Origin of the sequence: Propionivibrio sp. (assembly GCF_041441355.1) — a bacterium.
Classification (GTDB): Bacteria; Pseudomonadota; Gammaproteobacteria; order Burkholderiales; family Rhodocyclaceae; genus Propionivibrio.
On sequence record NZ_JASDTF010000004.1, the window covers coordinates 24,232 to 36,988 of the forward strand.

Genomic DNA, 12,757 nt, shown 5'->3' on the forward strand with positions numbered 1-12,757 from the left:
CATGAACGCCACGCCCACGCCCGCCCCCTCCTTCCTTCGCCCGGAATACGTCAAGGCCGGCGCCATCGCCGCGCTCTACGGGATCTGCGCGGCCATCTGGATCATGGGCCCGGACATTTTCCTCGACGACGACGTGGGCGCCGAACGCATCGAGCTGTTTCTCGACGCAGCCTTCGTCCTGGCCTCGACGCTGCTGCTCTTCCTCACCCTGGCCCACGGCCTGCGCGAAGCGGCACGCAACACGCCATTCTCGCGCGTCGTTGCCCCGCGCTACACCACCCGGCGCATGGCGGTCACTTTTTGCGCCCTGGCCTTGCTCGCGCCCCTGATCGGCACCAGCTACGTCGCCCTGCGCATTCCGCAGATCGAGCAGGACACCTACGCCCACCTCGAAACCATCGCTCGCCTGAACACCGAGCAGATCGAAAACTGGCTGCGCGAACGGCAAACCGATGTAGAAATGCTCAGTAAAAACCCGCTTTTCCTGACCGCGCTCAAAAAATCCAAGGACGGCAGCCGCAGCGAACGCACCCATTGGCGCGACGAGCTCGCCATCATGCTGGGTTCGCTGAAGCGGGCCGACAAGCACGACCGGACGGTACTGTTCGATGCCGACCAGAAGCCGCTGCTTTCGGATAACGGCGAAGTCGAACATCTCAACGAGAACATTTTCGCCGGCCTGGCCGCCGCGAGCCGCGAGCAGAAAACCCAACTGGGCGAAATTTCGCTCCTCGACGGCGATCCGCACCTGCACATCACCACGCCCCTCTTCGCGTCCGGAACCGACGACAAACGCCTGATCGGCTTCATCGACCATTGCACCAACCTCAATGATTTCATCCTGCCCCAGCTGAAAAACTGGCCAACGTCGAGTCCAAGCGGCGAAACACTGCTGGTGCGCAAACAGGACGATCACATCACGATCATCTCTGCCCTGCGTCATCTCGATGCCCCGCCGCTCACGGTCAGCATCCCGCTCACACGCACCGACATGCCGAGCGTGCATGCCGTTCTGGACGCCGACAGCGGCCGCTTCATGGGCCCGGACTATCGCGCAGTCAATGTGCTCGCGGCCTATCGGCCGATCGCCGGCACCGACTGGAAGCTGCTCGCCACCATCGATCGCAAGGAAGTGCTCTCGCCGATGTGGCGGACGGTGTTCTGGATCGGGCTCGTTTCGGCCGCTGCCGCGCTGGCGGTGATGTGGGCCTTCATCGTCCTGTGGCGCGAGCGCGAACTCGTGCAGACGATCTCCCTGATGTCCGAACAGGCCAAGAACGACCAGCTGCTGCAGAGCTTCTTCACCCTGCCCTTCATCGGCATGGCCATCGTCTCGCCTTCGACGCGAAAATTCCTGCGCTTCAACGACCAGGCCTGCGAAATCACCGGTTATTCGCGCGAGGAATTGCTCGAACTGACCTGGCAGGACATCTCGCACCCCGACGACGTCGCCGACTTCTACCCCGAGATCCTGCGCATCCGCAACGGGGAGGTCGATTCCGCGATGTTCGAGCAGCGGCTGGTGCGCAAGGACGGCACGCTGATCTACGTCAATGCCAATGTCAGGTGCGTACGCAAAAGCGACGGCACGCTCGACTACCTGCTCGGCACGGTGCAGGACATCACCCCGCGCAAGATGCACGAAATGGCGATCAGCGTCGCCAACGCCCAGCTCAAGGCCAACCAGGCCGAATTGCGCACGCAGAACGAAAAATTGCTTGAGACCAAAGCCGAACTCGAAGCCTCGCGCGCCCGGCACATCGACCTCTACGAGCACGCGCCGATCGCCTACTTCACGCTCACCTCGGCCGGCCACATCAAACGCATCAACCAGACGGCGTGCAAACTGCTCGGCTTCCGCCACGACGCGGTGAACGGCTTTAATTTCACGGCCTTCGTCAGCGACGAGGACCGCGCCCGCTGGCAGGTTTTTCTGGACACGGCGCAGCAGGACGAGCCGCAAAGCGCAGAATTCGGCATCGAACACGCCGACGGCTCGCTGATCTTCGTCAATGCCGAGTGCATTCTGCAGAAAGACTGTAAAGGCGACCCCGAACTGCGCCTGACGCTGACCGACGTGAGCGCCCGCCGTCAGGCCGAAATCGCCCTGCGCGCCAGCATCGAACGTTACGAGGCCGTCACCCAGGCCGCCAACGACGGCATCATCAACACCAACAGCAAGGGGCTGATCGTCGCCTGGAATCACGCGGCCGAACGCATCTTCGGTTATTCGGCCCAGGAGGCCATCGGCCGCTCGATCGCCCAGCTGTTCGCCACGCACGAGCAGGAACGGCACCGCGAGCTGATGAAGGCGGTCCTGGACGGCGAACTGTCCGGCAGTCAGGCCGGAAACGTCGAGCTCGTCGCCCTGCGCAAGGACGGCAGCACCTTCGAAGTCGATGTCTCGCTGTCGCGCTGGCAGGTCGCCGATGGCATCTACTTCACGCATGCGGTGCGCGACCTCTCGCAACGCAAGAAAGCCGACCAGTCGCTCCGCGTCCTCTCCGAAGTCGTCAGCCAGTGTCCGATCTCGGTGGTCGTCACCGACACCGAAGCACGCATCGAATACGTCAATGAAGCCTTTGAGCATCACAGCGGTTACACTTCCGCTGAAGTCATTGGTCATAACCCGAGGATGCTCAAGTCGGGAAAAACCTCGGCCGAAACCTACGCCGATCTTTGGAACGCCTTGCACCGCGGCGAAGCCTGGAAGGGCGAATTCTCCAACCGGCGCAAGGACGGCAGCCTCTACACCGAAGCGGCCGTAGTCGCGCCGATCCGCCAGGACGACGGAAGCATCACCCATTACGTGGCGATCCAGGAAGACATCACGGAAAAGAAGAAGCTCAACGCCGAACTCGAGAGCTACCGCAACCACCTCGAGGAAGTCGTTTCGCAACGCACCTCGCAGCTGGCCGACGCGCGCCTGCAGGCCGAGGCGGCGAACATCGCCAAGAGCTCCTTCCTGGCCAACATGAGCCACGAGATCCGCACCCCGATGAACGCCATCGTCGGGCTCACGCACCTCCTGCGCAACAGCGAAGCGACGCCCCGCCAGATCGACCGCCTGGACAAGATCGAGAATTCCGCCGCCCACCTTCTGTCGATCATCAACAACATCCTCGACCTGTCGAAGATCGAAGCCGGCAAGATGGTGCTCGAAGACACCGACTTCGCGCTCGCCACGGTTTTCGAAAGCGTTCGCACGATGATCGTCGATCAGGCGCGGCAAAAGCGCCTGCAGGTGATCATCGATCTGGACGGCGTCCCGTCCTGGCTGCGCGGCGATGCGACCCGGCTGCGCCAGGCGCTGCTCAACTACGCCATCAACGCCGTCAAATACACCGAGAACGGCCAGATCACCTTGCGCGCGAAGCTGCTCGAAGAAAAGGACGACAGTTTGCTGGTGCGCTTCGAGAGCGTCGACACCGGCATCGGCATCAATCCGGAAAAACTGCCCAACCTCTTCCGTGCCTTCGAGCAAGCCGACGCCTCGAACACCCGCAAGTACGGCGGCACCGGCCTGGGGCTGGCCATCACCCAGCGTCTGGCGCAGTTGATGGGCGGCGAAGTCGGCGTCGAAAGCGTCCGCCATTGCGGCAGCACCTTCTGGTTCACCGCCCGCCTGCAGCGCGGCCACGGCGCGATACCGGACACCCAGGAACGCCCCAACATGGACTTCGAAAGCCGTCTGCGCCAAGAGCATGCGGGCGCGCGCATCCTGATCGCCGACGACGTCGAGGTCAATCTCGAGGTCGCCCAGCTGCTCCTGCACGGCGTCGGCCTGCAGGTCGATTCGGCGCGCAACGGGCGCGAAGCGGTCGACAAGGCACGGATCACCCCCTACGACCTGATCCTGATGGACGTGCAGATGCCGGAGATGAACGGCCTCGATGCATCGCGCGCCATCCGCCGCCTGTTCGGGCGCGCGCAGACGCCGATCTTGGCGATGACCGCCAACGCCTTCGAGGAAGACCGCCTCAATTGCCTCGACGCCGGCATGAACGATTTCGTCGCCAAGCCGGTCGACCCCGACGCCCTCTACGCCATGCTGCTCAAGTGGTTGCCGCGCGTGCGCAAGGCACCGCCTCCCGCTGCCGAAACGCCCGCCGTTCAGCCCGAGACACCCGCCGAGGCGAACGCAGGCAACCGCCTCGCCAGAGTTTCCGGCCTCGACGTCGCGAGCGGCCTGGCGCGCGTGCGCGGCAACGAAGAAAAATACCGCCAGGTCATCAGCCTCTTCCTCAACAGCCATCGCGACGACCCGGACAAGATTGTCGCCGCGCTCGCCGCCGATGATCACCAGGCCGCCGAGCAGGTCATCCATGCGCTCAAGGGATCGGCCGGCCTGATCGGCGCGCAGGAAGTCACGAGCGAAGCCGCCGCGCTGCTCGACGCGCTGCGACGCAAGGAAGACGGCTCGACCATCGACACCCTCTACCAGCGCCTCGCCCCGCGGCTCGAAACGCTGATCGCCGAGCTTGAGCGGGCGCTTGCCCCGGCGGACGCCGACAGCGCGGAGGAAGACGAAACGGAAACCGATGCCGCCGCCCTGTGCAGTCAGCTCGCCTGCCTGCTCGAAAACGGCGACCTGGCCGCGAACACCCTGGCACGCCAGCACCGCGAACGTCTGCTGGCCGAGCTCGGGGCTCAGGGGGGAACGATCCTCGCGGCCATCGAAGTCTTCGACTTCGAGCTGGCGCTGAGCGAACTCAGGCAGGCACGCCAGTCGCCCGGCACCGCGCCGGCCGAGGCGTGAGAAAAATCGTCGTCTAGACCGTGCCGCGCCGCGGCATCGCCTCGACGACGATGCGCACCAGCTCGGCCACCGAGCCAGCCTGCAGCTTCTGCATGATCAGCTGGCGGTAGGTTTCGGCGGTGCGCACGCCGATGCCCAACTCGTCGGCGATCACCTTGGTCAGCTTGCCCTCGAAGATGCCCTGCAGCACTTCCCGCTCGCGCGGGGTGAGCAGCGCCATGCGCTCGCCGATCTGGCGGTTGCGCGCCAGCAGCTCGGCACGCTCGCGGTCGATGCGCAGGCCGTCTTGGATGCGTTCGATCAGGTGCTGCGAGGAAAAAAGTTTCTGGAAGAAATCGAGCGCGCCGCCCCGCATCGCCCGCACCACCGACTGCACCTCCGCATAACCGGAGATGAAGATGATCGGCAGGTTGATCTCGCGTCGGTGCAGCTCCTCCTGCAACTCGAGTCCGCTCATGCCCGGCATGCGCAGATCGGTCACGATGCAACCTTCGAGGCCGCTGAGGTCCTGCTCGAGAAACTTGACCGCACTGTCGAAGACGACGTGCGGCAGATTCACCGATTCGACGAGGTCGACCAGAAGATAAGTCACGACCGGATCGTCATCGATCAGATAAACCTTCGGAACCTTCCGCTGATTATTGTTTGTTCTCATCTCGCCTGGCCGGTCGGAATGACGCGCAAATCTTAATCAATCGAGAAAAACGCCGCAAGGCAATGATTCAATTGAACAAGCAAAAACCCGCCCCGGCGTGCAAAAAACCGCACGAGGCCGGGGCGAAAGGGCTTACGCAAGGATCACGGCTGCGTCGTTCCGGCCTTGAAACGCTCGCAGTAGGCTGCGCGCGGCGGCGGCAGCGTCACGCCCTGCGCCTTGGCCCGCGCTTCCATCTGCGTCCGGTGCTCGGCTTGCAGGGCCTTGCATTCGTCGTAGCTGCGCACCGCGCGCATCTGTTCAAGGTGCGCCGCGCGTTCCTCGGGGGTCAGCAAGGCCCGCCCGGGCGCAGCCCCGGCTCCGGCGCCCCGCGGCCGGCCGTTGCCCGGCTGTGCGCCGGCCTCAAAGCGCCGTGCGCAGACGTCCGCCCGCATCGGCGGCACGCTCACACCTTTTTCCTGCGCCCGGCGCTCGATCAAGGCGCGGTGTTCGCCCTGAACCTGGCGGCAGGCTTCGAGGTTGCCGGCGGCGCGCATCGCGTTGCGGTGAGCGCTCATTTCCTCGGGGGTCAGCAGACCGGCGCCGGGACCATACCCTTGGCCACGCCCCGGGCCACGGCCCATGCCGCCTCCCGGTCCCATCCCACCGCCCGGACCCATGCCCTGACGGCCGCCCATCATGCCTGAGCCCGCGGCGCCGCCGGCCATGACCCGCTCGCACACGTTGGGCGGCTCCGGCGGCAGGGCAATGCCGCGTTCCTGGGCCCGGGCTTCGACCAGCGCGCGGTGCTTGGCCTGCACCGCGCGGCAATCCTCGAGACTCTTGCTGGCCCAGAGGGCGCTGCGATGCGCGTCCCGCTCGGCCGGCGACATCAGGCTCCAGCCCGCGCCGCCGCCGGGGCCATACCCCTGGCCATAACCTTGACCGCTTCCTTGACCACTTCCTGGGCCACCGCCGGGTCCGGGCTGCGCGAAAACGGGCAGGCTGAGGCTGCCCAAGAGGGCAATCAGGCCCAGGTTTTTGACGATCTGGATGTTCATGGCAAAGCTCCTTGAGCGGTGAGGGGAAACCGCGCCCGCGGTCTCCATGCCGTCATTAAAGCCGCTGCATGTAAGCGGCGTATTGCGCCGCGCGCCCAAATTGCATCGTGGCGTTACCTGGCGGAGTGATGCAACAGTACGTTACATTCGGATTCCCGGTCCGCGCCACAAGCGCCGATAATGCGGTTTGCACGCAAACCCTGCCGCCCCGTTATTCCCCAGGACCTTTCCGATGGACCGCGCCGATAGCATCCTCATCGTCGACGACGACCCCGAGATCCGCCGTCTGCTCGTCGACTACCTCGCCCGCAACGGCTACGCCGCCCACCCGGCGCGCGACGGCCGCGAGATGAAGCTGGCACTCGAACGCCAGACGATCGACCTCGTCGTCCTCGACCTCATGCTGCCCGACAGCGACGGCCTCACCCTCTGCCGCGACCTGCGCGCCAACGAGCGCACGCAGAACCTGCCGGTGCTGATGCTCACCGCGCGCGGCGAGGAGACCGACCGCATCGTCGGCATCGAGATGGGCGCCGACGACTACCTCGTCAAACCCTTTAACCCGCGCGAACTGCTCGCCCGGATCAAATCCATCCTCCGTCGCACCCGCGCCCTGCCCCCCAACCTGCGCCCGGAAGCCGCGCGCTGCCTGCATTTCGCCGGCTGGTGCCTGGACACCGCCGCGCGCCTGCTCACCGCGCCGGACGGCGTCGCCATTCCGCTTTCGGGCGGTGAATACCGGCTGCTGCGCATCCTGCTCGACCACCCCAACCGCGTGCTCACCCGCGATCAGCTGTGCGAGCTGATCCACGGCCGCGAAGCCGGCCCCTTCGACCGCGCCATCGACGTCCAGGTCAGCCGCCTGCGCCAACGCCTGCGCGACGACCGCCGCGAACCGCAACTCGTGAAAACCGTGCGCGGCGAAGGCTACGTCCTCGCCTGCACCGTCGAAGGCCGCGACGCGTGCGCCTGAACCTGCGCGCCCTGCCGGGCAGCCTTTATGCCCGGATGGCCCTGCTCCTGCTCGCCGGCCTCGCGGCGGCGCAGTTCGTCAGCTTCTGGCTCTTCTCCGGCGAACGCAGCACCGCCGTCGCCCAGGCGCGCAGCCAGCAATTCGTCGAACGCCTGGCCGACCTCGTCCAGCGCCTCGAAGATCAAACGCCCTTGCAGCGCCATGTCACGCTGGCCGCGCTGCAACGCGGCGAACTCAATGCGCAACTGATCGCCCCCGAAAACGTCGCCCCCAACCCGCCGCGCGGGCAACTGCAGGCCAACCTCGCCGCCCGCCTCGGCAGCCCGCGCGAGATCCGCGTCGTCGGCGGCCAGGGCGGCGGCATGAACATGGGCATGGGGCCCGGCGGCGGACGCGGGCGAGGCGCTGAAATGGGCGCTCCAGGCCGGCTGGACACCCCGCAAAATGGCGCACCCAGCGCCCGTCCGCCGATCCAGCGCAGTGTCGACGTCCGCCTCCAGGACGGTCAATGGCTGCGTGTCACCCTGCAACGCGAAAGCGAGCCGCCGGCCCCGCCGCGCGAGTTCTACCTGCACCTCGTGCTGGCCATCGGCATCGTCGCCGCCGCCGTCGTCTTCGCCGTCCGCCAGGCCACGCGCCCGCTGCACGAACTGGCGCGCGCCGCCGAACACTTCGGCCGCGACCTCGACGCGCCGCCGCTGCCCGAACGCGGCGCCCACGAAACACGCCAGGCCGCGCAAGCCTTCAACCGCATGCAGGCGCGCATCAAGCGCCTCGTCGACGAACGCGCGCGCGCCCTGGCCGCCGTCTCGCACGACCTGCGCACCCCGCTCACCCGCCTGCGCCTGCGCACCGAACTCGTCGACGACGAACGCCTGCGCGAACAGATGGCCGCCGACCTCGACGCCATGGCCGCCATGCTCGACGCCAGCCTCGACTACCTGCGCGGCCTGCAGGACAGCGAGCCGGCACGGCCGATCGACGTCAATGCCCTGCTGCAAACGCTGGTCGAGGACAACGCCGTGCAAGGACGCGAACTCGGCCTCGCCGGCGAAGCCGACAAGCCTTACCCGGGGCGGCTCGCGGCGCTGCAGCGCGCCGTGCAGAACCTCATCGACAATGCCTTCAAGTACGGCCGCGACGTGCGGCTGACCGTCTCGGACAGCGACGAGACGCTGCGGCTGGCCGTCGAAGACAACGGCCCCGGCGTCCCGCCCGCCGAACTCGAACGCCTGGGCACCCCCTACTACCGCCCCGACGCCGCCCGCCGCAGCGCCACCGGCGGCGTCGGCCTCGGTCTCTCCATCGCCCGCGACGTCGCCGCCCTGCACGGCGGTACCCTCGAGCTCGCCAACCGCCCCGGCGGCGGCTTCTCCGCCACCCTGCGCCTGCCGCGGATGGCGGCGGGGGAGCCGACGTAAAACGCTGCGCCACGCCCGGCGCGGAGGCCTTGCCCCCACCTTGAACCGGCGCCCACACCGGATTCGCAGGTCGATCCACCGCTTTGTTTCGCCGTTGACCGGTGACCGGACTTTCTTTTGCTTCGCCAAAAGAAAGCCACCCGGGCGTCAGGCGCGGAACACAGCGTTTGAAGCGAGCCTGGACGCAGGCACACAGGAAATGCCCGCTCGTCCAAGCCCGCGCTTGACGCCCTTTCTTTCGGGCGTATAATTCTGCGACAAACTACTCCGTTTATTAATCATGGCCCGTCCCAAGAACGAAGAACTGCACCAGCAGCGCCGCGAGGAGATCCTGCTGGCCGCGGCGCGCACCTTCAAGCGCTGCGGCTTTCACGCCGCGCGCACCGAAGACATCTGCACCGAGGCGGGCTTGAGTTCGGGCACGGTGTTTCGGCATTTCGCCAGCAAGCACGAGATGATCATGGAGATCGCCTCGCGCGAATACGCCTTCTATACCTCGCAGATCCAGCAACTGGCGACGCGCGAGGGGCTTGAATGGCTGAGCACGCTCGACGCGGACAAGCTCGAGCAGATGCTCACCCCATCCGAATACGACCTCGGCAGCGACAGCTGGCTGGAGTTGTCGCGCCTCGACCCGTGGCGCGGACAGCTGACGGCCTTCGAGTCCGAGCTGCGCCGCACCCTGGCCGAGCGCCTCGTCACCGGGCAGCGGGAAGGCTGGGTGCGTGCCGACGTTAACGGCCTGGGCGCGGCGCACCTGCTGTGCGCGGTGATCACCGGCCTGCTCTTCGAGCGCGACATCGGCCTCACCAGCGGCCGCGCCGAAACGGCCCGCACCCTGGCCAAGCTGTGCCGGGAACAGCTGATGCGCTGACCCCGACTTCTAACGTCCACCTCCGCCAACCGCCATGCGTGCCCCACAGCCTACCCCATCCCGCTTTCGTTTGTTTTGCGACGGACTACTCCGTTTCATAACGAAACGCTTCGCGCCCTGCGCCTCGAAGAACACTGCTCCGGACAGCGAGTCGACCGACGCAGGCCTCAGCAGCCCCCGTGCAAGCATCCTCCCGATCGAAAGCGCCGACGCCCGCCCCGTCTCGCTCGCCCGCGCCGGCCTGCGCCACGAGGGGCGGCGTTACCTCGCCGCGGTGCTGGCGATCACCTTCGCCAGCATGCTGATCGCCATCCAGATGGGCCTCCTGCTCGGCATGTTCGGCACCGTCTCGTCGGTCATCGACCGCTCCGACGCCGAGCTGTGGATCGGTTACCGCAACACCCGCAGCGTGGACCTCGGGCGCGCCGTCAGCCGTTTTTCCGACGCGCTCGCCTGGCAGCACCCCGACGTTCGCCGCATCGAGCGCTACGTCAGCGGCTACGCCGACATGCGCCGCGCCGACGGGGTGCCGGTCTCGGTCATCCTCAACGGCATCGACGCGACGCCGCAGGCGCTTGCCTACGCCCGCCTGCTCACTCCGGCGCAGCGCGCCGCGCTCGATGCGCCCGACGCCATCCTGATCGACCGCGCCGACGAGGCCAAGCTCCAGGCCGCGGTCGGCGACACGGTCGAGATCAACGGGCGGCGCGTGCGCGTCGCCGGCATCGTCGACGGCATCCGCGCCATCGGCGGGGTCAACGTCCTCGCCTCCTTCGCCACCGCCCGCCGCCTGATGCCCGAGGGCGGCGACCAGCCGACCTTCCTGCTCGTCGACCTCGACCCCGCAGCCGACCCGGCGGCGGTGCAGGCCGCGCTCGCCGACCGCGCCCGCTTCCCGCGCTACAGCGTGTGGACCGCGGCCGAGCTGTCGTACGAATCGCAGGCCTACTGGCTGCTCGAAACCGGCGCCGGCATCGGCACCGCCTTCGCCTCGCTGCTCGCCTTGATCGTCGGCATGGTCATCACCAGCCAGACGCTCTCCGGCGCCATCCTCGCCTCGCTCAAGGAATTCGCCGCCCTGCGCGCCCTCGGCGTGGCACGCGCGGCGCTGCGCCGGGTGGTGATCGAACAGTCCTTCTGGGTCGGCGTCGTCGGCCTCGGCCTGGCCGGGGCACTCACCGCGCTCCTCGCCGTCGTCGGCCACCTCGCCCACGTCGACATGCGCTACCCGTGGTGGATGCTGCTGCCGCTGGCGCTGACCATGCTCGTCGTCGCGGTGCTCTCGGGCCTGCTCGCGCTGCGCCCGCTCAACCGGGTCGACCCGGCCAACCTGCTGCGCTAGGAAAACGCATGAACGCCCCAGCCAAGCCTCCCAGCCTCCGCAGCCACGGCATCGCCAAGGCCTTCACCGTCGGCAAGGTGACGCAACAAGTGATCCGCGACAGCAGCCTCGACATCTACCCTGGCGAACTGACCCTGATCGTCGGCCCTTCGGGCTCCGGCAAGAGCACCCTGCTCTCCATGCTCTCCGGCCTGCTGCGCCCCGACGCCGGGCAGGTCCTGGCCCTCGGCACCGACCTCTGGCAGCTCGACGAAACGCGCCTCGACGCCTTCCGCCTCGCCCACTGCGGCTTCGTCTTCCAGGGCTTCAACCTCTTTGGCGCGCTCACCGCGCTGGAAAACGTCGCCCTGCCGTTGCAGTACGCCGACGTCGCCGCCGCCGAAGCGCGCCGCCGCGCCGCCGCCGCGCTCGCCGAGGTCGGCCTCGAAACGCGCGCCCACCTGCGCCCGGCCGAACTCTCCGGCGGCGAGAAGCAGCGGGTGGCGATCGCCCGCGCGCTGGTCAAGAACCCGCACTTCCTCTTCGCCGACGAACCGACCTCGGCGCTCGACAAGCACAACGGCGAGATCGTCATCGACCTGCTCAAACGCATCGCCGAGGAGCACGGCGCCACGGTGCTCGGCGTCACCCACGACCCGCGCCTCCTCTCGCACGCCGACCGCGTCATCGGCCTCGAGGACGGCGTCGTGACGAGCGATGCGCGCCGCAACGAACGCCCCCTTTCCCTTGCCCACGAGACCCTTAGCCATGCCTGAAACCCGCACCCCGCCTGCCCTGCGTCGGCCCGCCAGGCCGCGCCCCGCCTTGATCCTGGCCCTGCTCCTCGGCGTTCCGCTCGCCGCCTGCCAAGGCACGCCGCCCGACGCGCAGGCGCAAACCGCCGGCCCGGTCTACGTCGCCAGCGGCAAGGGCCGGATCGACATCGAAGGCGGCGTCATCCGCCTCGCCGCCCAGCGCGACGGCATCATCGCCCGCGTGCACGCCGAAGAGGGCGAGCGCGTCCAGGCCGGTCAACGGCTCGCCGAACTCGACCACGAAACCGCGCGCCGCCAGCTCGCTCTGGCCGAGGCCGAACTCGGCGAAGCGCGCGCCGCGCTGGCGCGGGTCGAGGTCGACTGGCGCGCCGCGCAGCGCGAAGTCGAACGCCTGCGCAGCCTCGCCGACAACGACAACGTCTCGGCGCAGGAACGCGACCTCGCCCGCGACCGCCACGACGGCGCCCTGGCGGCCCTGCGCGTGGCCCGCGCCGCCTGCGAGAGCGCCGCCGCCCGGCGCGCGCTCGCCGAGCGCGAGGTCGAAGAACGCTTCATCGTCGCCCCGCTCGCCGGCCAGATCGTGCAGCGCCAGGCGCGGCCAGGCAACGGCGTGAGCACACTCAACGTCACCCCGCTCTTCCTCTTCGCCCCCGACGGCCCGCGCATCGCGCGCGTCGAAGTCGAGGAACAGGCGCTGCCCGAAATCGCCGTCGGCCAGAAGGTCGACGTCGTCCTCGACGCCGACCACCGCCGGCACTGGGATGCCACGGTGCTGCGCATCGGGCGCATGGTCGGCGCGCGCACCCCGAGCGACGACCCCACCGAGCGCCAGGACCACCGCGTCGTCGAAGTCGTACTCGTGCTCAGCATCGACGCCCCCGACGCGCTGATCGGCCAGCGCGTCGTCGCCCGCTTCGCGGCGCGCAGCGGAGCCTGAA

9 protein-coding genes are annotated in these 12,757 nt (G+C 67.9%); 7 read left to right on the forward strand and 2 right to left on the reverse strand.

Annotated elements, in window-relative coordinates; all coding sequences use genetic code 11:
- The first annotated feature begins 1 nt into the window (after position 1).
- Complete coding sequence (locus QMB55_RS00845; RefSeq protein ID WP_497586763.1) at positions 2-4,759, forward strand: PAS domain S-box protein; 4,758 nt, start codon at positions 2-4, stop codon at positions 4,757-4,759.
- Positions 4,760-4,772: 13 nt separating this feature from the next.
- Here QMB55_RS00845 and QMB55_RS00850 read toward each other — a convergent pair whose 3' ends face one another.
- Both QMB55_RS00850 and QMB55_RS00855 read right to left on the reverse strand, forming a co-directional pair.
- The gene (locus QMB55_RS00850) at positions 4,773-5,414 is read right to left on the reverse strand and encodes a response regulator transcription factor (protein ID WP_497586764.1); all 642 of its coding nucleotides are present in this window, start codon (positions 5,412-5,414) and stop codon (positions 4,773-4,775) included.
- Positions 5,415-5,557: 143 nt separating this feature from the next.
- On the reverse strand, positions 5,558-6,454 hold the full coding sequence (locus QMB55_RS00855; RefSeq protein WP_497586765.1) for a hypothetical protein: 897 nt from the start codon (positions 6,452-6,454) through the stop codon (positions 5,558-5,560).
- 232 nt (positions 6,455-6,686) lie between these two features.
- On the opposite strand from QMB55_RS00855, the gene QMB55_RS00860 reads away from it, so the two are divergent.
- The 6 genes from QMB55_RS00860 to QMB55_RS00885 all read left to right on the forward strand — a co-directional run bounded on the left by QMB55_RS00860 (position 6,687) and on the right by QMB55_RS00885 (position 12,756).
- The gene (locus QMB55_RS00860; protein ID WP_497586766.1) at positions 6,687-7,427 is read left to right on the forward strand and encodes a response regulator; all 741 of its coding nucleotides are present in this window, start codon (positions 6,687-6,689) and stop codon (positions 7,425-7,427) included.
- Positions 7,418-8,848: an ATP-binding protein gene (locus tag QMB55_RS00865; protein ID WP_497586767.1), complete on the forward strand. Its 1,431-nt coding sequence runs from the start codon at positions 7,418-7,420 to the stop codon at positions 8,846-8,848. Before QMB55_RS00860 ends, QMB55_RS00865 begins: the two co-directional genes overlap by 10 nt.
- A 280-nt stretch (positions 8,849-9,128) precedes the next feature.
- Positions 9,129-9,722, forward strand: a complete 594-nt coding sequence (locus QMB55_RS00870) for a TetR/AcrR family transcriptional regulator (RefSeq protein ID WP_497586768.1) — start codon at positions 9,129-9,131, stop codon at positions 9,720-9,722.
- A 70-nt stretch (positions 9,723-9,792) separates the two neighbouring features.
- Positions 9,793-11,064, forward strand: coding sequence for an ABC transporter permease (locus QMB55_RS00875; protein WP_497586769.1), 1,272 nt, complete (start codon positions 9,793-9,795; stop codon positions 11,062-11,064).
- An 8-nt stretch (positions 11,065-11,072) separates the two neighbouring features.
- Positions 11,073-11,819 (forward strand): ABC transporter ATP-binding protein, encoded by a 747-nt coding sequence (locus QMB55_RS00880; protein WP_497586770.1) that lies wholly within the window; start codon positions 11,073-11,075, stop codon positions 11,817-11,819.
- Entirely contained in the window at positions 11,812-12,756 is a 945-nt protein-coding gene (locus tag QMB55_RS00885; RefSeq protein WP_497586771.1) for an HlyD family secretion protein, read from the forward strand. Before QMB55_RS00880 ends, QMB55_RS00885 begins: the two co-directional genes overlap by 8 nt.
- Position 12,757 lies beyond the last annotated feature (1 nt).